Source organism: Pseudarthrobacter sp. KH_020_B (assembly GCF_057840185.1).
Genome location: NZ_CM174506.1, coordinates 4,042,352 through 4,064,036 on the forward strand (window position 1 = coordinate 4,042,352; position 21,685 = coordinate 4,064,036).

Genomic DNA, 21,685 nt, shown 5'->3' on the forward strand with positions numbered 1-21,685 from the left:
TCGAAACCCAGGTTTCGACAAGCTCAACCACCGCCCGTCAGGTCCGCAACGGAACAATCAGCGGACCGAGTTCTGCCGTCCGGGGCGGGTTGGCTCCGTGCCGGGAGCAGGTGATCGCCGCGGCGCGGTTGGCGTAGGCGGCGAGCGCGTGCAGTTCATCGTGGGAGAGGCTTTGGACCCGTTGCCGGCCCCCGGCCCCCAGCGCCGCGAGCTGGTGCAGACCGGAGAGGAGGCCGGCCATAAACGAGTCGCCGGCACCCACGGTGTCTGCTAACGTGACCGGTTCGGCTGCCATTTCCACGCGACCTTGGCCGGTCAAGATGACCGGACCGGACGCGCCGCGAGTCAGGGCTCCGAGGGCAGGTCCGAGCTCCAGCCAGGCCGCCAGGCTATCCTCCGGGGTCCGATGCGGGTACAGCCAGGCGAGGTCCTCGTCGCTGGCTTTGACGATGTCGCTGGCGCCCACGAAGCGTTCCGCCTGCGCGCGGGCCGCAGCCACATCCGGGCTGATCACCGGCCGGCAATTGGGGTCGAAACTGACTGTCGCGTGCTCCCGGGCCGCCGCCAGGAGGGCCAAAGTGGCCTGGTCACCCGGCGCAAACACGGCAGCGATGGAACCCGTGTGGACATGGTTGGAACCCTGCACGGCTGCCAGTGCTGGAAGGGCCGCCCCGTTAATATCCCAGCTGATGTCGAACGCGTAGGAGGCGGCGCCGTCGGGCCCCAGCATTGCGGTTGCCGTCGACGTCGGGGCACTGCCGCCTCTGATCGCCGTGACGCCGTTGGCGTTGAGGTGTCCTTGGATCATCTCCCCACAGGGGTCGCCGGCATAGTGCGTCACGAGTATCGTTGCCATGCCCAGCCGGGCAGCGCCCACTGCCACGTTGAGGGGACTCCCGCCCGGGTGCGCCACGGTAGGAGCGTCCCGGCGCGGATCACTGATGATGTCCACGAGCGATTCGCCGATGACGGTGATCATGGTCAACGGCCCGGGTAGACGACGGCTTTGAGCTGGCCGGGCTGCTTGCCCGCTTTCAGGGCTTCTTCGGACTCGGCGAGCGTGAATTTGCCGGTGACGAGGATGTCCAGGTCCACCTTCCCGTCGGCGATCAGCTGGATCGCCAGCGGCCAGGTGTTGGTGTAGCGGAAGACGCCGGTGAGCCAGATCTCCCGGTTCTGGATAAACGAAACGGGAAGTTCGACGTCGTCCGCCCCGAGCCCCACGAGGATGACCCTGCCTGCCGGTCCAACGGCCTTGATCCCGGAACGGACGGCCTGTGGCGCCCCGGAAGCGTCGATGAACGCGTCGACGTCGAGCCCTTCCACACTGTCGGTTTTCGCGTTCAGTGCGTGCGTTGCCCCGTGCTTGAGGGCGAAATCGAGCCGGTCCTCGGCGATGTCGGTGATGTAAATTTCCGTGGCGCCGAAGGCACGGGCCGCCTGTGCGGCAATGATGCCGATGGGGCCGGCGCCGGCGATCAGTACCCGGCTGCCGGGCTTGATTTCCGCCCGCTCGCAGGCCCAGAGTCCCACGGAGAGCGGTTCGATGAGGGCGGCCGCCTCGTCGCTGACACTGTCCGGGATGTCATAGGCAAAGTCGGACTGGATGGTCACGTATTCGGCGAAGGCGCCGTCGACAGGCGGGGTGGCGTAGAACTCGATGTCCGGGCACAGGTTGTAGCGGCCGGCCTTGCACTGCTTGCAGGTGCGGCAGGGGCGCTGCGGTTCGACGGCCACGCGCTGGCCGATGCGGGCAGGGTCCACGGCGCTTCCGACGGCGGCGATCCGGCCGGAGAGTTCGTGGCCGAGGATCAGTGGGTGGTCCACCACGTAAGGGCCGATCCGGCCGTGCTCGTAGTAGTGGACGTCGCTGCCGCAGACGCCGACGGCCGCCACCTGCACCAGGACCTGGTCGGCGTCGAGCTGCGGAACGGGCAGCGTTTCCATCGTCATGTCGCCCTGGCGCTTCAGGACGGCGGCGCGCATGGTGGCAGGCAGGTCGGGGTCTGCGTGGGTGCGGGACTGCGTTGTTGGTGTTGTCATCGAAGTTGTCCTTTGCAGAAAATCGGAAGAGAGGGTGCCGGTTACGTTGCGGCGCTATTTCACGGCGCCCAGGGAGAGGCCCTGGACGAGCTTGTCCTGGGCGGCGAAACCGGCGAACAGCACCGGGAGGGAAATCACGACGGCGGCCGCGCAGACCTTCGCGAGGAAAAGTCCCTGGCCGGAGACGAAGCCGGTGAGGAATACAGGCGCAGTTCCTGCCACCACCCCGGTGAGAACCCGGGCAAGGAGAAGTTCGTTCCAGCTGAAGATAAAGCAGATCAGGGCGGTCGCCGCGATGCCGGGCATGGCCACTGGGGCGATGATCTTGCGGAGCGTCAGGAACAGGTTGGCGCCGTCGATCTGGGCGGCTTCGAGCATTTCCACCGGGACTTCTGCGAGGAACGACCGCATCATCCAGACCGCGATAGGGAGGTTCATGGACGTGTACATCAGGATCAGGAACCAGATGTTGTCCAAGGCTCCGACGGTTCTCGCAAACAGGTAGAGCGGCAGGATCGCCGCCACCACCGGCATCATTTTTGTGGAGAGGAAGAAGAACATCACGTCGGTCCACTTCTTCACCGGCCGGATGGACAGTGCATACGCCGCCGGGATGGCAAGGACCAGGACAATGACCGTCGACAGGATCGAGGCGGTGGCGGAGTTGATCAGCGGCGGCCAGGGGCTCACCCCGGAACTTGCGCCAAAGAACTCCGCGTAGGCATCCAGCGTCAGGTTCGCCGCGAGGGACGGCGGATTGGTGGCGGCGTCCGTTTCGGAGTGGAAGGAGGTCAGGATCATCCACGCCACCGGGGCGGCAAAGAGCAGGGCGAGCAGCCAGGCCGCGAGGCCGGCGGCGGTGTTGTTGCGGGTGGGGTCCATGCGTGACTTGCCGCGCTTGCGGGTACCGGCGTTCAGGGCGGCGGGACCGGCGGCGGCGTTGCGGGGTGCGGCGGGAGTGAGGGTGCTCATCGTGCGGCCTCCTTCTTGAAGAGTGAAAAGACTGTGCGGAGTGCGAACGTGGCCACGACGATGGTGCCGATGACCACCACGACGCCGGCGGCTGATGCCAGGCCGTATTCATTGGCGAAGTAGAACGTCTGGTAAATGGCGTAGGGCAGGTTGGCTGTGCCCAGTCCGCCTGCGGTGAGGGTGAAGACGGCGTCGAAGTTCTGGACGATGTAGATGGCTCCGAGAAGTCCGCCCAGCTCAAGATATTGCCGCAGGTGCGGCAGCGTGAGGTGCCGGAAGATTGCCCAAGGTGTGGCGCCGTCCATCTGGGCAGCTTCCACCGTGTCCATGGGCCGGGACTGCAGGCCTGCGAGCAGGATGAGCATCATGAAGGGGGTCCATTGCCACACAAGCGACACGATGACGGCCATCATCGGTGCCTGGGACAGCAGGTCCAGCTGCGGCGCCGTGCTGCTGGCGAAGAGCGACCAGATCCAGGTCAGGATGCCGTTGATCAGCCCGTAGGTGGGGTTGAGCAGGGCGTGCTTCCAGATCAACGCAGCTGCCACGGGCACCACGAGAAACGGTGCGATCAGCAGGGTCCGCGCCAATCCGCGCCCGATGAATTTCTTGTCCAGCAGCAGCGCCAATCCCAGGCCGATGACCAGGCTAAGAAGGACCACGGAGACGGTGAGGAGGACGGTGGTGAAGATCGCCTGGCGCAGGTCCGGATCCGTGAGGACCGTGACGTAGTTCTCGAAGCCGGCGAAGGCAGTCTTGTCAGGGCTAAGGCTGTTCCAGTTCAGGAACGAGATGATCAGCGTCACCACGAACGGAAGCTGGGTGACGACTATGAGGAAGATCAGGGCCGGCAGCAGCGGCGCACGCCGTGCCCAGTTCAGGGCGCGTTCCCGCGTCCGGCTGTCTCGTGAAGGTTTGGCTGCAGTGCGTCCCGGGCGGGAGATGCGCGCCGTTGCGGTAGTCATGGTGTTCTCCTGCGGTTCGGTCGTTGCTACTTGTACTTATTGCCGACTTTTTGTGCGGCTTCCTGGCCCTTGGCCAGCGCGTCGGCCACGGTGCCCTGGCCCGCGATGGCGGAGCTGACGCCCTGGGAGACGTTGGTGCCCAGGGCAGCGAACTCGGGGATGCCGACAAACTGGATGCCGACGGCGGGGCGTTCCTGCGCGCCGGGGTTCTTCGGGTCGGCGTTCTCGATGGCGAAGCGTTCGGCTTTGAAGAACGGAGCCGCGTTCTGGAAGTCGGCGTTCTCGTAGGTGGAGATGCGCTTTCCGGAGGGAACCTTCGCCCAGCCGAGCTTGGATGCCACGAGTTCTTCGTAGTCCTTCGAGCTGGCCCAGGCGATGAACTTCCCGGCAGCGTCTTGCTTCTTTGAAGCTGCCTGCACGGCCCAGGACCAGGTCCACAGCCAGCCGGAGGACTTGGTTTCCTTGACCGGCGCCTGGGCGTAGCCGATCTTCCCCTTCACCGGGGATCCCTCGGCTTCCAGGGCGCCTGCGGCCGACGTAGCGTCGTACCACATGGCAACTTTGCTTTGGCTCATGTTGTTCAGGCACTCGGTGAAGCCGGCCTGGGCGGCGCCTGCTTCACCGTGCTCGCGGACCAGCTTGGTGTAGAACTCAACAGCGGCAGTGAATTCCGGGGAGTTGACCTGCGCGTTCCAGTCCTTGTCGAACCATGTGCCACCGAAGGTGTTCACCACGGTGGTCAGCGGCGCGAAGACCTGGCCCCAGCCCGGCTGGCCGCGGAGGCAGATGCCCTTCATCCCCGGGGCTGCGCCGTCCGCCTGTGCCGCGATCTCAGCCACCTCATCCCACGTGGGCTTCTCCGGCATCGTCAGGCCCTTGGCCTCCAGGATGTCCTTCCGGTACATCAGGAAGGAGGATTCGCCGTAAAACGGTTCGCCATAGAGCTTGCCGTCCGTGCCGGTGAGGGAGGCCGTGTAGGCCGGCAGGATGTCGTCCTGGTCGAACTCCGCGTCGTTGGCCACGCTGTCAAGCGGCGCGAGCCACTTGTTCGCGGAGTAGAACGGGATCTCGTAGTTGGACAGGGATGCGACGTCGTACTGGCCGGCCTGGCTGGAGAACTCCTGGCTGATCTTGGCGCGGACATCGTTCTCAGGCAGGATCGTGTAGTTGACCTTTATGCCGGTGTCCTTGGTGAAATTATCCGCCGTGAGCCGCTGCAGGTCCTCCATCTGGGGGTTGTTCACCATCAGGACGTTGATGCTGTTCGGGTCTCCTGCGGAATTGGCTCCGCCGGCACCGGCGCAGGCCGATGCGCTAAGGGCCACACACAGGGCGCCGGCGGCAATCGCGGCAGCGCGCGTTTTCGGGCGCATTGAGGACTCCTTTGTTCTTCAGGGGTGCACAGCCGGCTCGCGTCGACTGCGGTATCGACGTACTCGGCTGGGGCGGTCCGGTCATCGGGATTTCGATGTGCCGGGCTGGTATTCCTCAACTTTAGGCGTGTGGGGTAGGGCACAACTAGCGCCCTGAATGCCAGTTTCTGATACTAATTTTCCCTACCGCCCTCCCGGGCGCAGGCGCTACTGTGGGAAGGCGCCAACGGCGCTGTCCATATTTCATGAACCCGGATGTCTGGAAAACCACTATGAGCGCTGCAGATCCCAGCGATGGGGCATCGGCCAGGCTCGCCGAAAGGCTGCTGGGCATGCGTGCCAGCAGGGAGGTCATCCCGCCGGACCCGAACCATTCTGTCCGGTGGCACCAGCACGACTATCCCACCGCGGCCGCCCGGTGGAACTACCATCCCGAGTACGAGATCCACCTCATCCGCAAAGGCACCGGCAAGTTCATTGTCGGGGACCACATCGGCACGTTCGAGGCCGGGCACGTGTCCTTGGTGGGATCAGGTCTGCCCCACGACTGGGTCAGCGACCTCGAGCCCGGCGAGGTCATTGCCGGCAGGGACGCCCTGATCCAGTTCGACGGAAAGTGGGTGGAGCAGACCGCGGCCCTTGTCCCGGAGCTGGCCGAGATCGAACCCCTGCTGGAACAGTCCGCACGCGGGATCGAGTTTCTCGGGAGCACGGCCCTGGCTGCGGCCGCATCCATCGAAGCGATGGGCGCATCCACCGGGCTGGCGCGCCTGCAGCACCTACTCGAACTGTTTGCGATTCTTGCGCATTCACCGCAGGAGGACCGGCGCTACCTTGCGGACGAATGGTTCAGGCCGCAGCTGGACGGCCAGGCCGCGGCGGTGGTGGACATCGTCCTGGAGTACGTGTTCAGCAGCCACGCCGGCAACGTCAGGATGTCCGAGGCGGCAGCCCTGGTGGGAATGTCCGAGCCGACGTTCTCGAAATACTTCAAGCGCGCAACCGGCCAAAACTTCAGCGATCTGGTCCGCAAACTCCGGTTGGCCCATGCACGGCGGCTGCTCGAACGCAGCGGCAAACCCATCTCGGACATCTGCTACGAAGTCGGGTTTTCCAACCTGTCCAACTTCAACCGGCATTTCCTCAACGACGCCGGCGAAACGCCCCGGAGCTATCGCCAACGGATGCAGGGCTGACACTGCCACGCGTCAAACGGAGCGGACGACGGCGGGATCTCCCGCCGTCGCCCGCTTCCTCATTTAACGCAACAGTTTGGTGAACGGATGGGCGATGGCCTGTTCCCGTCAGCCCACAACCGCCGGGACGCCTACGTCCTGCCGGCCTTCGACATCAACGGCCAGTGGGTCTACCCGTCCCGGTACAACACATACCTGTCACCGCAACTCCCCATCTATGTGCTCGAAGACGAGTTCCTCGTGTCCACGGGGCACGGACCGGAGGATCCCGGTCCCGCGGCCGCAACCACCGAGGTAACCACAGCGAAGCAGCTGACCGTTTTACCCGTCCGCGGACGACGGCGGGACCTCCGTCGTCGTCCGCTTTCTGTTTGGGTTATCCCAGCCGTGTCCCGGAAGTTGACACCCGCCTGAGCGTACGGTTGACTTTTTGCATATGCTGAAATAACAGTTCCATGATGCGGAATAAAGTATCCGCATAGCCCTACACCGTGGATGCCAGCATCGAATGCAAGGATCCGCTTCATGCACCTTGAACAGTTCAACACGGCCGGCCGCCCGGAGGCTGCCCGCTTCCTGCGCCCCTGCCTGGACATCCAACGCTGGATCGACGGGCTCGCCGACGCGCGACCCTATTCCAGTCTCGACGCGCTCCTGGCGGCGGGCCGTGGCGCAGCCAACCCGTTCACTACGGCGGAGATCGAAGCAGCCCTCGCCCACCATCCACGGATCGGCGAGCAGGCAAAGGGCAACAGCGCGGAAGCGAAGCTGTCCCAGGCGGAACAGGCCGGACTGGGCGTGGCCGACGCCGCCATCGCCGAGGCCCTCGCGGAAGGCAACCGGGCCTACGAGGAGAAGTTCGGGCAGGTGTTCCTGATCCGCGCCGCCGGCCGCAGCCGCGAGGAGATCCTGGCCGCCCTCAACACCAGGCTCACCCACACGCCCGAAGCAGAACAATCAATCATTGGCCAGCAGTTGCGGGAAATCGCAGTGCTCCGACTCGAAGGACTGATGGGCAGATGAGCACTTCCCACGTCACCACCCATGTACTCGATACCGGCTCCGGGAAACCGGCGGCCGAGGTCCCCGTAACCCTCCACGTGCTCGACGGCGAGCGCTGGGTCCGGATCGCCGACGGCGCCACCGATGCGGACGGACGCATCAAACAGCTGGGACCGGACCGGCTACCCTCGGGGACCTACCGCCTGGCATTCGACACGGGCAAGTACTACGCCGCCAGCGGCACCGAGACGTTCTTCCCGGAGGTGACCCTCACGTTTGGCGTGGTGGAGTCGGAGGCCCACTACCACGTGCCGCTCCTGCTGAGCCCGTTCGCCTATTCCACCTACCGGGGCAGCTGAGTCCACCGGCCCCTGACGGAACTGCGATGACAGGAGGGTCCGCGGCGATGCTGCGGGCCCTTTCGCGCGCCCGCCGGAACGCTGGCAGCAGTCACAATCGGTTATTTGGCCCGGGTGGGCCACAACGGAAGAAATTCCTTGACAGTGTCATGGGTCACTCCTATTCTGAATTTTGGGATCCCAACATGGGATCCCAAAAGATCGCGATACGGATCCCGAGCCGCAGTTCATTTCGCGGCTTCCGGATTGGATTCAGGACGCCCCACCAGCCGGCGTCCTGCCCCGCGAACACCCAGGTCTTTCCCCGTCTGCAATCTTCCTCTCTGCAAAGGAGAAGTTGTGTCTCATCAAAATACTGAAACCGCTGTACCGCTCCCCGACGCCCAAACCGGCAAGGACGGCGTGCAACGCCGCACCAACGTCCGCTGGAAAATGTTCCTGCTCCTGCTGGTCCTCGTCGCCGTCAACTACATCGACAGGGGCTCCATTTCGGTGGCCCTGCCCATCATCCAGAAGGAATTCAATCTCGCCCCCGAGCTCGTGGGCCTCCTGCTTTCGGCCTTCTTCTGGACCTACGCGCTCATGCAGATCCCGGTCGGCTGGCTGATCGACAAGTTCGGTCCGCGCAAGGTCATGACGGCCTCCTGCGTGGGCTGGGGTGCGGCAACCGCCGCATCCGGCCTGGCCGGCGGCTTCCTGAGTATGTTCATCGCCCGGCTCGGCATCGGCGTCACCGAAGCCGGCGTGATGCCGGCCGGCGGCAAACTCAACGCCATCTGGATGCACAAGTCGGAACGCGGCCGCGGCGCCACCATCCTGGACGCCGGCGCGCCCCTGGGTGCCGGCCTGGGCGGCATCATCATTGCCGGCCTGATCGCCTCCACCGGCAGCTGGCGCCTCGCGTTCATCATCGCCGGCGCCGCAACGGTCCTCATGGGTCTGGCCGTCTGGTGGTACATCCGGGACAACCCTCGCCAGCACCGCGGCGTCAACGCCGCCGAGGCCGAATACATTGAGGCCTCGCACGCCGGGGAAGATGCCGAAGCCGCGAAGGAAGGTGCCTCGGGCAAGCGCGCCCTGCTCCCGTACCTGAAGTTCCGTTCCTTCTGGGCCATGTGCTTCGGCTGGCTGGGCTTCAACGGCGTGTTCTACGGCCTGCTCACCTGGGGCCCGCTCTACCTCGCCCAGGCCAAGGGCTTCGACCTGAAGACCATCGGCTGGTCCACCTTCGTGATCTTCGGAGCCGGCTTCGTCGGTGAAATCCTGGGCGGCCACATCGCCGACAAGTGGCGCAACTCCGGCGCCTCGGCCAACTTGGTCATGCGTACCCTGCTGGGCATCTCCAGCGTTGTGGTCATCGGCGGCCTGGTAGGCGTCACCATCGTGGCGGATTCGACGACGGCGGTAGTCCTGCTGTCCGTGGTCATGTTCTTCCTCCGCTGGGTGGGCCTCTTCTGGAGCATCCCCTCCATCCTGGGCGGCCGGACCAATGCCGGCGTCCTGGGCGGCGCCATGAACTTCAGCGGCAACATCGCGGGCTTCGTCACCCCGATTGTGGTAGGCCTGATTGTCGGGGCCACTGGCTCCTACACCTGGGCACTGCTGTACTTTGTAGGATCCGCGGTCATCATGGGCGTCTCCGTGCTGACACTGAACTACAACAAGCGCCTCCCGGTCTAACTCGCCTGACCGGGCCGGCCCGACGGCCTGTACCGCCGAAAGGCCGGACACCGGCCGGGAACGCCGGGCGCACTGCCTGAAAGAACCACGAATGGAGCCAGAATTGCTTATCGCAGAAGACACGAACAACACGGACCGCCCCCTCCGGGAGACCGTGCGTGACACGCTCCGTACGAGGATTTTCGAAGGCCACTATGCGCCCGGCACCCGGCTGGTGGAGCGGGACCTCGCCGCCGAATTCAACGTCTCGCGCCTTCCCGTCCGCGAGGCCCTCCGGATGCTCCGCCAGGAAGGCCTGATCCGGGACCGAGCTTCCCGCGGCATGGAGGTCAGCGGACTGAGCGCCAAGGATGTGGAAGACCTCTTTGACGTCCGCCAGTCCCTTGAGGTCCTCGCCTGCCGGCTGGCCGCGGCCCGCGCCACGGCCCAGGACCTCGAACAACTCCAGGGCCTGCTGGACGAGGCCGACCGCTGCCTCGCCAAGGGATCCATCCTGGAAGCCCACCGCGCCAACAGCGAATTCCACGACGCCATCACCCGCATCGCCAACAACGACTTTCTCCGCTCAGCGCTGGAACCCCTTCAGGGCCGCATGCACTGGCTCTTCCGCCACGTCAGCGACCTCCCGGAACTGATCCAGGAACACCGCGACCTGTACGCCGCCATCGCCAGCGGCGACCCGGAACGCGCCGCCGCCCAATCGGCGTCGCACATCGGCAAGTACCGCGAGCAGTTCCCCGAAGACTCCACCGCCGCCGAGCCCAAGCTGCATCGGAAAAAACCATGAAACTCCTGGTCATCAACCCCAACACCAGTGCCGACGTCACGGCGCTGATCGAAGCCGAGGCCGTGCGTTCGGCCGGGCCGGACACCGAGCTGCTCGTGCGGACCGCCGGGCACGGGGTCGAGTACATCGAAACCCGCTTCGAATCCCTCATCGCCGCCGGCGCCGTCGCCGAAATCATCGCCGAGTATCACGGCCAGGTGGATGGCGTCGTGGTGGCGGCGTTCGGCGATCCCGGCATGCCGGCCCTCAAGGAACTGGTGGATGTGCCGGTCATCGGCATCACCGAGGCCGCCCTCTGCGCAGCCGCCCTCCAGGGCCAGCGCTTCTCCATCATCGCCATCTCGGACCGCATCACCGCCTGGTACCGGGACTGCGTTGAGCACTTCGGGCTCGGCGGCCGCTTGGCCTCGATCCGTTCCATCAACCAGAGCCTCAACTCGATCGGCTCCGTCCAGACCGACTTCAGGGACACGCTCCTGGCACTCAGCCGGCAGGCTGTCGCGGAGGACGGGGCCGACGTCGTGATCCTGGCAGGTGCCCCGCTCGCCGGGCTCGCCCGCGACCTTAAGGGACAGATCCCCGTTCCCGTGGTGGACGGCATCTCCGCCGGCATCCGGATGACCGAAGCCGTGGTTGCCCTGCAGTCCGGCTTCCACCGGCAGGGCGCCTTTGCTCCGCCGCCCGTCAAGCGCCGCAGCGGACTGTCCGAAAACCTCGACGCCGCCCTGGCCGCCGCGCAGAACGCCGCCGCCCGGTCGAACGCCGCCGTTGCCTCGGCCGCCCAGCCCGCCACCCAGAAGTAGGAGGACAACGATGTCCCACACCCCAGATCTCGTCATCGCCCACGGCACCGTGGTCAACAGCTTCGGCCGCCAACAGGCCCATATTGTGGTCCGGGACGGCCGCATCGTGCAGCTGCTCGACGCCTCCGAGCCCGTGCCCGCAGCAACACGCACCGTGGACGCAAGCGGCCAGCTGGTGATTCCCGGCGGCGTGGACGGCCACTGCCACGTGGCCCAGGTGACCGGCCGCTTCCGCACGCTGGACGACTACCGCACCACTTCCACGGCAGCGCTGTGGGGCGGCACCACCACCATCATCGATTTCGGCATCCCGCGCGATGCCCAGGAAACCCCGCTCGACGCCGTGCTTTCCAAGAAAGCGCTGGCCGCCGAATCGCGCTGCGACGTGGCGCTGCACGGCTCCGTGGTCAGCTGGGACGAGACCGTGCCGTGGCAGCTGGAGCAGCTCGCCGCGGAGGGTGTGCGCTCCGTGAAGATGTACACCACCAACCGCGGCTCCACCATGGCCGACGGCGACACCATCCTCAAGGTCATGCGCGAAATGGTCCGCCTGGACGGCCTCACCTACATCCATGCCGAGCACGACCCCATCATTGCCGACTGCACCGAGCAGCACGCCGCGGACGGACGCATCGCCATCGAGCACCTGCACCGGACGCGCCCCGAGCTGGCGGAGGAAATCTCTGTCAAGGAAACCCTCGCCATGGCCGAATACACCGGGGCGCCGGTCTACTTCGTGCACCAGTCGACTCCCGGAGCCGTGGACCTGGTCACCGAGGCCCGCAGCCGCGGCCAGGAAGCCTACTCCGAGACCTGCCCGCACTACCTGAGCCTGGATGACACCGTCTACGGCAGCACGTTCCCCGAGTGGTACGCCTGCTGCCCGCCCATGCGCAGCGCCGAAACCGTGGCCGCCCTCAAGGAACGCCTCGCAGCCGGGGCCATCCACACCGTAGCCTCGGACCACTCCTGCTACGACCTCTCGCAGAAACGCGAGCGCACGGACGACGTCCGCTTCATGCCGCACGGCCTGCCCGGCGTCGAGACCCGCATGCCGGTGACCTTCACGGCGCTGGCCTCGGCCGGCGGCTTTGTGGAGGACTTCGTAGAGGTCTTCTCCGCGGGTCCGGCCCGGATCAATGCCCTGCCGCGCAAGGGCGCCATCGTGGAAGGGTTCGACGCCGATCTGGTCGTCTTCGATCCCGCTACGGAGCGCGTCGTCGACGGCGGTGCACTGCACATGGGCACTGACTTCTCGCCGTTCGAAGGGAAGACGCTGACCGGCTGGCCCGCCGTCGTCGTCTCCGCCGGGCACGTGGTGGTGGACGACGCCGGGTTCCAGGATCCCGGCCCCGTGGGCCGCTTCGTGGCCCGCAACGGCTTCACCGAACACCGCGATGCCCTGTCCCCGCTGACACCCGCAGCGCCCGCCACCGTCACGATTTCTGCCTAGGAGCCCCATGCCTTCCGCCAACCGCCCCATCCGCATCGGCATGATCGTGCCGTCCTCCAACACGTGCCTGGAGCCTCAGAGCTACCGCATCCTGGGTGACCGCCGAGACGTCACGCTGCACTTCACCCGCATCAATGTCACCCGCATCGCGCTGGATGATTCCTCGGACAAGCAGTTCGACGCCGCCGGGATGCACGCCGCCGCAGAACTGCTCGCAACGTCGGACGTGGACGTCATCGCCTGGAACGGCACCTCCGGATCCTGGCTCGGCGCCGACCATGACCGCCGGCTCGTGCAGGGAATCACGGACGCCACGGGCATCCCGGCCACCACGTCCACCCTTGCGTACATGGAGGCGTTCAAGTCCTTCGGCACCGAACGCATCGGGCTCTTCACTCCATACACCGAGGACGTCAACGAGGCCGTGATCGGGTCCTACGCGCAGGCCGGCATCAAGACCATCGACCACCGGCACCTGGACCTGAGCGACAACGAGTCCTTCGCCTCGGTCACCGATGCCGAGATGCTGCCGGGCTCGCTGGAACTCGCAGCCTCGAATCCGGATGCTCTGGTCTACCTGTGCACCAACCTGTACGGCGCCAACATCGCGGCCGAGATCGAGGCCCGCACCGGCGTACCGGTGCTGGATTCGGTGGCCGTCACCCTGTGGCACTGCCTCAAGATGGCGGGCGTACCAGGGCTGGACCCGCGCTGGGGCAGGCTCCTCAGCCGATTGTGACCGTCCGCCCGCCTTGACGCGCGGATCGCGGCTCAGATAATCTCGAGATGCAATAAAGTTTTCTCACACAATGAAAACTTGAGCCCAACTATTCAACGATGAAAAGAGGCTGGACGTGGCTGCAGGAGAAGAGACCTCCCATATCCTCAGCGGGTTGACAAACCAGCTGCCTGATCGTGATCCGGAAGAGACCGCCGAATGGCTGGAGTCCCTGGATAGCCTGATTCAGGAACAGGGCACGGAACGTGCCCAATACATCATGCGGAGCCTGCTGCAGCGTGCCGGCGCGCAGAGCGTGGGCGTGCCGATGGTGACCACCACGGACTACGTGAACACCATCCCGGTGGACCAGGAGACGGCGTTCCCGGGGGACGAAGAGATCGAGCAGAAGTACCGGGCGTACATGCGCTGGAACGCGGCCATCATGGTGCACCGGGCGCAGCGGGCCGATATCGGCGTGGGCGGGCACATCTCCACCTATGCCGGTGCCGCCACCCTGTACGAGGTGGGCTTCAACCACTTCTTCCGCGGCAAGGACCACCCCGGCGGCGGTGACCAGGTCTTCTTCCAGGGCCACGCCTCCCCCGGCATGTACGCCCGCGCCTTTATGGAAGGCCGGCTCGGCGAGGAGGACCTGGACGGGTTCCGGCAGGAAAAGTCCAAGGAAGGCCACGCGCTCTCCTCCTACCCGCACCCGCGCCTCATGCCCAAGTTCTGGGAATTCCCCACGGTCTCGATGGGCATCGGCCCGATGAACGCGATCTACCAGGCCCAGTCCAACCGGTACCTGCACAACCGCGGCCTGAAAGACACCAGCGACCAGCAGGTCTGGGCGTTCCTGGGCGACGGCGAAATGGACGAGCCCGAGTCCCGCGGCCTGCTCCAGCTCGCCGCGAACGACAAGCTCGACAACCTGAACTTCGTCATCAACTGCAACCTCCAGCGCCTCGACGGACCCGTCCGCGGCAACGGCAAGATCATGCAGGAACTCGAGGCGTTCTTCCGCGGCGCGGGCTGGAACGTCATCAAGGTCGTCTGGGGCCGGGAGTGGGATGACCTGCTCACCCAGGACACCGACGGCTCGCTCGTGAAAATCATGAACGAGACCCCGGACGGTGACTACCAGACCTACAAGGCAGAATCCGGCGGGTTCGTCCGCGAGCACTTCTTCGGCAAGACCCCGCAGACCAAGGACATGGTCGCGGACCTGAACGATGACCAGATCTGGAACCTCAAGCGCGGCGGCCACGACTACAACAAGGTCTACGCCGCCTACAAGGCAGCCACCGAGTTCAAGGGCAAACCCACCGTGATCCTGGCCAAAACGGTCAAGGGCTACGGACTCGGACCCCACTTCGAGGGCCGCAACGCGACCCACCAGATGAAAAAGCTCACCCTCGATGACCTGAAGAAGTTCCGCGACCACCTCCGCATCCCCATCACGGACGAACAACTCGATGCGGACCTCTACCGGCCCCCGTACTACCACCCCGGCATGGACTCCCCCGAGATCCAGTACCTCATGGAACGCCGCCGCGCCCTGGGCGGCTTCGTCCCCGAACGCCGGCCGGACCACGCGCCGGTGGAACTGCCGGACGCCAAAACCTACGAGGTTGCCAAGCGCGGGTCCGGCAAGCAGCAGGCCGCCACCACCATGACCTTCGTGCGCCTGCTCAAGGACCTGCTCCGGGACAAGAAGTTCGGACACCGCATTGTTCCCATCGTTCCGGATGAGTCCCGGACCTTCGGCATGGATGCATTCTTCCCCACGGCCAAGATCTACAACCCGGACGGCCAGGCCTACCTCTCCGTGGACCGGGACCTGGTCCTGGCCTACAAGGAATCGGCCCAGGGCCAGCTGATCCACCCCGGCATCAACGAAGCCGGGGCCGTGGCCGCTTTCACGGCCGCCGGAACCGCCTACGCCACGCACGGCGAACCGCTGATCCCGATCTACGTGTTCTACTCCATGTTCGGGTTCCAGCGCACCGGCGACGCCTTCTGGGCCGCCGCGGACCAGATGACCCGCGGCTTCATCATCGGCGCCACCGCAGGACGGACCACCCTGACCGGCGAAGGCCTCCAGCACGCCGACGGCCACTCCCCGCTCCTCGCCTCCACCAACCCGGCGGTCCTCACCTACGACCCCGCCTACGGGTACGAGATGGGCCACATCATCAGGGACGGCATCGAGCGGATGTACGGGCCCGATTCGGCTGACCGGAACCTCATGTACTACCTCACGGTCTACAACGAGCCCATCTCCCAGCCGGCCGAGCCTGAGAACCTCGACGTCAACGGTGTGCTGAAGGGCATTTACCGGGTGTCGGCGTCAGAGCTTGAAGGGCCCAAGAGCCAGATCCTGGCCTCAGGCGTTTCCGTCCCTTGGGCCCTGGATGCCCAGCGGATCCTCGCCGAGGACTGGGGTGTCTCCGCCGACGTCTGGTCCGTCACGTCCTGGAACGAACTGCGCCGCGACGGGCTCGCCGCCGAGGAAGAAGCGTTCCTGAACCCGGGCCAGCCGGCCCGCCTACCGTTTGTCACCCAGCAGCTCGCCGGCGCAGCCGGTCCGATCGTTGCGGTCACCGACTACATGAAGGCCGTGCCGGACCAGATCCGCCAGTTCCTTCCGCACCAGTTCGCCACGCTCGGTGCGGATGGCTTCGGATTCTCCGACACCCGCGCAGCAGCGCGCCGCTTCTTCAAGAACGACACCCACTCGATTGTGGTGAAGACCCTGCAGCTGCTGGCCTCACGAGGCGAGGTGGACGGCGGCGTGCCCGCCTACGCGCTGGACCGCTACAAGCTCCTGGACGTCAATGCCGGGACCACCGGCGGCGCCGGAGGCGACGCCTGACCCCTTCATCGATACAACAGTTGACGGCAGTGTTCCCCCGGAACACTGCCGTCATCTGTCATGCGGCTGGATAGGCTGGGGCGATGGCTGACGTGGACAAACAAGGCACAACGGCGGTGCTGCTTGCCGCCGGTGCCGGGACGCGGCTGGGGCTCGGGCCCAAGGCGTTGCTCCCGTTCCAGGGCCGCACGCTCGTTGAAGTCCTGGCAGACGTGCTGCTCGCAGGCGGCTGCCGGGAAGTCGTGACAGTGCTCGGCGCGGACGCGGTGACGGTCCGCGCCGCCACCGATCTCAGCCGGCACCGGGTCATCGACAACCCGGACTGGGCCAGCGGAATGGGAAGCTCGTTCCGCGCGGGAGTCGCGGCAGCAGCGCCGGGGGACCATACGCTCATCGCGCTCGTGGACCAGCCCGGCCTGACCGTCGAAACTGTCGCCCGGTTGCTTGCATCCCACCGGCTTGGCCGGGTCACCGCGGCCGCCTACCGTGGCAACGACGGAAAACTCAAGCGGGGACATCCGCTGCTCCTGGATTCCAGCCTCCGCGTTGAGGCCGCGGAAACGGCCACGGGCGACGCCGGGGCACGCTATTTCCTTCAGGCCCACCCGGAACTGATCGACCTCGTGGACTGCAGCGACCTCTCCGGCGGCGAAGACCTCGACTTCCCGGACCAGCTGCACCTCACTGACTAATGAGCGAGATGACTGTGACTGACGCCCGGAGCCGGCTCTCCGAGGCGGTCGATACCGCGCGAGTGAGCCATGAACCGTGGTGTGCTTCGTGCGCGTCCGATCTCTTGACGCAGTGGGCGATTCGTCGCTACCATCCATCTTCGCCGGCTATCGCAACTGAAGGGGATTCGCATGTCCGACACCTATGACGTCGATGTGGTCAGAGAGTTCAACGCTCCGCTGAGCCGGGTCTGGGCCGCGTGGACGGAGCCCGGCGACCTGCGCCAGTGGTGGGGACCAACAGGTTTCACATGCCCGCGCGCGGACGCCGACGTTCGACCCGGCGGCCGAATCCTCGTGACGATGCGCGCGCCCGTGGAGTGGGGCGGGTTCGAGCAGCACAGCACATGGAATATCACCGAGTTGGAACCATTGCGTCACATCCGCTATGTGTTCAACTTCGCTGATGCCGATGGCAACCGCATCACGCCGACAGAGGCGGGCATTCCCGCCGACGGCGTTCCCTCCGACGGTGAACACGAGGTCGTGCTGACCGACCTCGGCGACGGGCGCACGATGCTACACATGACCGAGCGCGGGTACGGTACCCAGGAGGCACGGGACATGTCGCAAAGCGGCCTTGAGCAGTGCCTCGACAAAATGGCCGCGCTCGTGGAGGGCGTGGCGGATCGGTGAATCACGGCTTAGTAATCCACCTGCCGCTTGAGCTTGTTGCCTAGCCACAGCATCGCCAGGCTCACTACTAGGAAGCCGACGGAAATGGCGAGGGAAAACACCACCACCCCGCCCCAGCCACCTGCCCGTGCGGGGTCGACGAACCAGTACGGGTACCAGTTCACCAAGGCCCCGCGGACCAGGCTGTAGACCAGGTAGCCGACGGGGTAGAGCAGCCAGTACCAGATGTGCTTGACCGTGAGCGTGGCCCGCGGCGGTTGGAAGAGCCAGTCCACCACCATGACCACCGGGATCAGGTAGTGCACCACGACGTTGACCCACGGCAGCAGCGAGCCGAGATCTTCGCCGGCCAGTAAAGCGCCGAACACGAGTCCCACCACGGCCATGGCGATGGTTGCCGTGCCGCGCGTGACGTCGTCGATTTCGCTGGGGCGTTTGCGGATCAGCACCCTGTAGCCGCTGATGAGGAGCACCAACGCCGCGAAGATGTTAGACAGATTGGTGAAGTAGCTGAAGAAGTTCCAGACGTCATAGCCCATGCCCAAGTGAACTGTCAGCTGTGTTCCCACCGCCACCAACGTCAAAAGGCCAAAGAAAAAGCGTCCCCCGATAAGCAGAGTTCTCTTGGTCATAACCCCAATCCTTGCCGAATCCCCAGCTCAGGCGCGGTTCGACACTCCGAAGTTGAATGGGCGCTACGTGATCGGCAGCCTCCGTGATGCATTCCAGACACAAGGAACCCCGCCCCAATCAGGGGCAGGGTTCCTTGCGTTGCGGACTGTGATCAGCCGGGATCCGGAAGCTACTTCCCGCCACCCGCGTCGGACGAACCGTCAGGCCCGGCAGCGGCGTGGGTGGGCCGCCTCATGTGGAACTCGCGGATCTCGTCCGGGTTCGGCCCGCCCCGGAACTTGGGGGACGGCGCCTGGCCGCCGCTGATCCGCTCCAGCTCCTGGTCTTCGAACTCTTCCTCGACGCCAAGCATGACGGCGGAATCGTGGTTGGTGATTTCGTCCTTGAACGCCCTGACCATAACGCTCCGGTCGAACTGGCCATCCCATTTGGAGACCACGAACGTGGCGACGCAGTTGCCCAGGAGGTTGACCACCACCCGCATGGAGTCCATGAGGCGGTCGGCACCGAGCAGCAGGGCCACGCCGGCAACCGGGAAGATCCCCAATGCCGCAGCGGTGGCGGAGAGAGCCAGGAACGATGAACCGGGGACGCCGGCCATGCCCTTGGAGGTCAGCAGCAGGACGCCGAGCGCGGCCAGCTGCTGGCCGAGGTCCAGGTTGTGGCCGAAGGCCTGTGCCAGGAAGAGCAGGGAGATCGAAAGGTAGATCGCGGCGCCGTCGAGGTTGAACGAATAGCCGGTGGGCACTACCAGGCCCGTGGTGGCGCGTGAGCAGCCGGCATTGGTCAGCTTGGTCATGATGCGCGGCATCACAGCCTCGGTGGAGGCGGTGCCGAGTGCAAGCAGGAACTCCTCGCGGGTGTACTTCAGGAAGTGCCAGAGCGGGACGCGGGCAAAGCCCCAGGCCACGAGGAACAGCAGGCCGATGAAGACGATGGCCGCGCCATAGCAGGCGGCAATGAGCAGCGCGTACGTGCTGAGCGTGTCGAGCCCGTACTGGCCGATGATGAAGGCCATGGCACCGAAAGCACCGATCGGTGCAACCTTCATGACCCAGGACATGATCTTGAAGATGAGCTCCAGGACCGTCTCCATGAGGCTGACGACCGGCATGCAGCGCTCGCGTCCGATGACGACGATTGCCGCGCCGAAGAACACCGAGAAGAACAGAACCTGCAGGAGGCTGTTGCTCGCGAAGGCGCCGATGACGCTGGTGGGGATGACGTCCAGGATGAAGGCCGCGGCGTCCTTGGGCGCGGCATTGCCGGTCTTGGCGGCCAGCGCTTCCTGGGAGAGTGTGTTGGGATCAATGTTCAGCCCGGCACCGGGCTGAACGATGTTGCCTACGATCAGGCCGAAGACCAGCGCGAAGAGCGTGGCCGCGGTGAAGTAGAGAAGGGCTTTGACCCCGACCCTTCCGACCGCCTTGACGTCGCCTACGGCCGAAATGCCGGTGACGATCACCAGGAAAATCAGCGGCGCGATGATCATTTTGATGAGCTGGATAAAACCATCACCGAGCGGCCTTAGCTGCGAGCCAAGGTTCGGCCAGAAATGTCCGATAAGAACACCTGCCACGACGGCGATCAGAATTTGGAAGAAGAGCAACCTATACAGGGGCTTCTTCTTCTGCGGGGCCGAACTCGCCTTCAGCGCCGCGGAATCTGGGATCTACATTGATCTGTACCTATCAATAGGGAACAGCCCCGGACATCGGGGTCTGATTCCAAAGTAACCCCGGTCACACGATTCCGCAAGGGGGAAATGATTTTTCACAATGTGGAATCATGGAGATCCTTCGGGCAGAAGAAATCCGCCACCGAAACGGACGCCCGCCCGGGGAAACCCCGGGCGGACGTCCGCTTCCGTAACGGAAAGGTGTGGATTCTTCTTTTGTCAGCCCCTGCCGATGAACGGCATCCCGGCGGCCGTGATGACCACCGAGCCCACACTGGCCGACGGCGGCATGCCTGCCATCAGGAGCACGGCGCGCGCGGCGTCCTGCACCGGGAACGTGGGCTCCACCCTGCGACTGCCGTCAGCCTGCAGGGCACCGGAGTCCACACCGATGGTGGACATGATGTCCGTGGCTGTGTTGCCGATGTCGATCTGGCCGCATGTGATGCCGAAGTCCCTGCCGTCCAGCTCGATGCTTTTGGTCAGACCCGTCATGGCGTGCTTGGTGACCGTGTAGGCCACCGTCCGCGGCCGCGGCGAATGGGCCGCAATGGATCCGTTGTTGATGATGCGGCCACCCTGCGGATCCTGGGATTTCATGGCCCGCACGGCCGCGGCGGCGCACAGCAGGGAGCCGGTGAGGTTCACCGCCACCACCGCGTCCCAGTCAGCCACGCTGATTTCATCCACCGACGCGGCCGGGCCGAACACGCCGGCGTTGTTGAACAGGACGTCAACCCTCCCCCACGCCCCGAGGGCTGCGGCGAAAAGGCGCTCGACGTCGTCGGGCACGGTCACGTCGCAGGTCACCGTCAACGCCTGGCGGTGGCCGGCCGCGGACTCCAGCAGTGGAGCCTCTCGGCGGCCGGCCAACACCACGCGGTACCCGTCGGCCAACATCAGCCGCGCCACCGCCCTGCCAATCCCGGAGCCCGCACCCGTCACGACGGCGACCGGTCCCGGCCGGTGGGGATGTGCGGGCCGGTGGGTTGCAGTCATGGGGTCGCTCCTGGTGTTGATGGCCGGGCTAAGGTGCAGCGGGCACTTCCGCCGCCGTTATGGGCCAGCCTATGACTTTCTTGGGCCGCGGCGTGGCATAGGTCCTGACTTTTGAGGTGCTCAGCCGCAGCCGGACCAGCGATTCGGCAATGGTGACGGCAGCCGCCACACCGTCCACCACGGGGACGCCCGCACGCCTGCGGATCTCCTCGTCCAGACCGGCCATGCCGCCGCACCCGAGGACAATGACTTCCGCCTTGTCTTCGCGCACGGCCAACAGCGCCTGTTCGATGATGGCTTCCACCGCCCGCTCCGGCTCCTCCTCCAGTTCCAGGACGGCCATGCCGCTGGCCCGCACCGACGCACACCGCGCGTCGAGGCCGGCCAGCTTCAGCCGGTCCTCGATCAGCGGCACCGCCCGGTCCAGGGTGGTGACCACGGAGTACTTGTGCCCCAGGAACATCGCGGTGCTCGCGGCCGCCTCGGTGATGTCCACCACCGGAACGTCCAGGAGTTCCTGGAGCCCTTCGCGGCCGTGCTCGCCGTAGCCGGCCTGGATGACGGCGTCGAACGGCTCCGGGTAGTTGACCACGGCGTCCATGACGGCGATCGCCGCGAGGTAACTCTCGAAGTTTCCCTCGCAGGAGTCCGCGCCGAAGCGTGGAGTGATGCCCACGATCTCCGTATCGGGAAGCGCCGCCTGCCGTGCCTGCGCGGCGATGGAATCTGTCATGGACTGCGTGGTGTTGACGTTGGCCACCAGGATGCGCATGGTGCTT

General features: G+C 65.6%; 21 protein-coding genes. 12 read left to right on the forward strand and 9 right to left on the reverse strand.

Going from position 1 to position 21,685, the window contains the following annotated elements; translation table 11 throughout:
• Nucleotides 1–37: 37 nt before the first annotated feature.
• From AC3IT0_RS18850 to AC3IT0_RS18870, 5 genes are read right to left on the reverse strand one after another with little or no spacing between them, the layout of a single operon-like run.
• The gene (locus AC3IT0_RS18850; protein WP_489323846.1) at nucleotides 38–979 is read right to left on the reverse strand and encodes a carbohydrate kinase family protein; all 942 of its coding nucleotides are present in this window, start codon (nucleotides 977–979) and stop codon (nucleotides 38–40) included.
• A 2-nt stretch (nucleotides 980–981) separates the two neighbouring features.
• Nucleotides 982–2,043 carry an NAD(P)-dependent alcohol dehydrogenase gene (locus tag AC3IT0_RS18855; protein ID WP_489321185.1) on the reverse strand — a complete coding sequence of 354 codons (1,062 nt, stop codon included), beginning with the start codon at nucleotides 2,041–2,043 and terminating at the stop codon, nucleotides 982–984.
• Nucleotides 2,044–2,097: 54 nt separating this feature from the next.
• Entirely contained in the window at nucleotides 2,098–3,015 is a 918-nt protein-coding gene (locus AC3IT0_RS18860; RefSeq protein WP_489321186.1) for a carbohydrate ABC transporter permease, read from the reverse strand.
• The gene (locus tag AC3IT0_RS18865) at nucleotides 3,012–3,980 is read right to left on the reverse strand and encodes a carbohydrate ABC transporter permease (RefSeq protein ID WP_489321187.1); all 969 of its coding nucleotides are present in this window, start codon (nucleotides 3,978–3,980) and stop codon (nucleotides 3,012–3,014) included. Before AC3IT0_RS18865 ends, AC3IT0_RS18860 begins: the two co-directional genes overlap by 4 nt.
• Before the next feature lie 26 nt (nucleotides 3,981–4,006).
• Entirely contained in the window at nucleotides 4,007–5,353 is a 1,347-nt protein-coding gene (locus AC3IT0_RS18870; protein ID WP_489321188.1) for an ABC transporter substrate-binding protein, read from the reverse strand.
• Nucleotides 5,354–5,625: 272 nt separating this feature from the next.
• Here AC3IT0_RS18870 and AC3IT0_RS18875 point away from each other — a divergent pair, with 272 nt between their 5' ends.
• The 12 genes from AC3IT0_RS18875 to AC3IT0_RS18930 all read left to right on the forward strand — a co-directional run bounded on the left by AC3IT0_RS18875 (nucleotide 5,626) and on the right by AC3IT0_RS18930 (nucleotide 17,596).
• A complete protein-coding gene (locus AC3IT0_RS18875) occupies nucleotides 5,626–6,549 on the forward strand; it encodes an AraC family transcriptional regulator (protein WP_489321189.1) in 924 nt (307 codons plus the stop codon).
• A gap of 87 nt (nucleotides 6,550–6,636) precedes the next feature.
• A complete protein-coding gene (locus AC3IT0_RS18880; protein WP_489321190.1) occupies nucleotides 6,637–6,963 on the forward strand; it encodes a hypothetical protein in 327 nt (108 codons plus the stop codon).
• Between the two features lie 111 nt (nucleotides 6,964–7,074).
• Nucleotides 7,075–7,572 carry a 2-oxo-4-hydroxy-4-carboxy-5-ureidoimidazoline decarboxylase gene (uraD, locus tag AC3IT0_RS18885; RefSeq protein WP_489321191.1) on the forward strand — a complete coding sequence of 166 codons (498 nt, stop codon included), beginning with the start codon at nucleotides 7,075–7,077 and terminating at the stop codon, nucleotides 7,570–7,572.
• Nucleotides 7,569–7,910 carry a hydroxyisourate hydrolase gene (gene uraH, locus AC3IT0_RS18890; protein ID WP_489321192.1) on the forward strand — a complete coding sequence of 114 codons (342 nt, stop codon included), beginning with the start codon at nucleotides 7,569–7,571 and terminating at the stop codon, nucleotides 7,908–7,910. The genes uraD and uraH overlap by 4 nt, the downstream gene beginning before the upstream one ends.
• A gap of 339 nt (nucleotides 7,911–8,249) precedes the next feature.
• The gene (locus AC3IT0_RS18895) at nucleotides 8,250–9,590 is read left to right on the forward strand and encodes an MFS transporter (protein WP_489321193.1); all 1,341 of its coding nucleotides are present in this window, start codon (nucleotides 8,250–8,252) and stop codon (nucleotides 9,588–9,590) included.
• A gap of 103 nt (nucleotides 9,591–9,693) precedes the next feature.
• Nucleotides 9,694–10,377: a GntR family transcriptional regulator gene (locus tag AC3IT0_RS18900; RefSeq protein ID WP_104060664.1), complete on the forward strand. Its 684-nt coding sequence runs from the start codon at nucleotides 9,694–9,696 to the stop codon at nucleotides 10,375–10,377.
• Nucleotides 10,374–11,180: an aspartate/glutamate racemase family protein gene (locus AC3IT0_RS18905; RefSeq protein WP_489321194.1), complete on the forward strand. Its 807-nt coding sequence runs from the start codon at nucleotides 10,374–10,376 to the stop codon at nucleotides 11,178–11,180. Before AC3IT0_RS18900 ends, AC3IT0_RS18905 begins: the two co-directional genes overlap by 4 nt.
• A 10-nt stretch (nucleotides 11,181–11,190) precedes the next feature.
• The gene (locus AC3IT0_RS18910) at nucleotides 11,191–12,633 is read left to right on the forward strand and encodes an amidohydrolase family protein (RefSeq protein ID WP_489321195.1); all 1,443 of its coding nucleotides are present in this window, start codon (nucleotides 11,191–11,193) and stop codon (nucleotides 12,631–12,633) included.
• 7 nt (nucleotides 12,634–12,640) lie between these two features.
• Entirely contained in the window at nucleotides 12,641–13,372 is a 732-nt protein-coding gene (locus AC3IT0_RS18915; protein ID WP_489321196.1) for a maleate cis-trans isomerase family protein, read from the forward strand.
• Nucleotides 13,373–13,487: 115 nt separating this feature from the next.
• The gene (gene aceE, locus AC3IT0_RS18920) at nucleotides 13,488–16,229 is read left to right on the forward strand and encodes a pyruvate dehydrogenase (acetyl-transferring), homodimeric type (protein WP_489321197.1); all 2,742 of its coding nucleotides are present in this window, start codon (nucleotides 13,488–13,490) and stop codon (nucleotides 16,227–16,229) included.
• 83 nt (nucleotides 16,230–16,312) lie between these two features.
• On the forward strand, nucleotides 16,313–16,921 hold the full coding sequence (gene nboR / locus AC3IT0_RS18925; RefSeq protein WP_489321198.1) for a nicotine blue oxidoreductase: 609 nt from the start codon (nucleotides 16,313–16,315) through the stop codon (nucleotides 16,919–16,921).
• A gap of 171 nt (nucleotides 16,922–17,092) precedes the next feature.
• Nucleotides 17,093–17,596 carry an SRPBCC family protein gene (locus AC3IT0_RS18930; protein ID WP_489321199.1) on the forward strand — a complete coding sequence of 168 codons (504 nt, stop codon included), beginning with the start codon at nucleotides 17,093–17,095 and terminating at the stop codon, nucleotides 17,594–17,596.
• Nucleotides 17,597–17,604: 8 nt separating this feature from the next.
• Here the strand turns inward: AC3IT0_RS18930 and AC3IT0_RS18935 are convergent, their stop codons facing one another.
• The 4 genes from AC3IT0_RS18935 to AC3IT0_RS18950 all read right to left on the reverse strand — a co-directional run bounded on the left by AC3IT0_RS18935 (nucleotide 17,605) and on the right by AC3IT0_RS18950 (nucleotide 21,678).
• Complete coding sequence (locus AC3IT0_RS18935; RefSeq protein ID WP_489321200.1) at nucleotides 17,605–18,228, reverse strand: Pr6Pr family membrane protein; 624 nt, start codon at nucleotides 18,226–18,228, stop codon at nucleotides 17,605–17,607.
• 170 nt (nucleotides 18,229–18,398) lie between these two features.
• Nucleotides 18,399–19,901: a cation:dicarboxylate symporter family transporter gene (locus AC3IT0_RS18940; RefSeq protein ID WP_489323847.1), complete on the reverse strand. Its 1,503-nt coding sequence runs from the start codon at nucleotides 19,899–19,901 to the stop codon at nucleotides 18,399–18,401.
• 225 nt (nucleotides 19,902–20,126) lie between these two features.
• Nucleotides 20,127–20,906, reverse strand: a complete 780-nt coding sequence (locus tag AC3IT0_RS18945) for an SDR family oxidoreductase (RefSeq protein ID WP_489321201.1) — start codon at nucleotides 20,904–20,906, stop codon at nucleotides 20,127–20,129.
• A gap of 28 nt (nucleotides 20,907–20,934) precedes the next feature.
• Entirely contained in the window at nucleotides 20,935–21,678 is a 744-nt protein-coding gene (locus AC3IT0_RS18950) for an aspartate/glutamate racemase family protein (RefSeq protein WP_489321202.1), read from the reverse strand.
• Nucleotides 21,679–21,685: the final 7 nt, after the last annotated feature.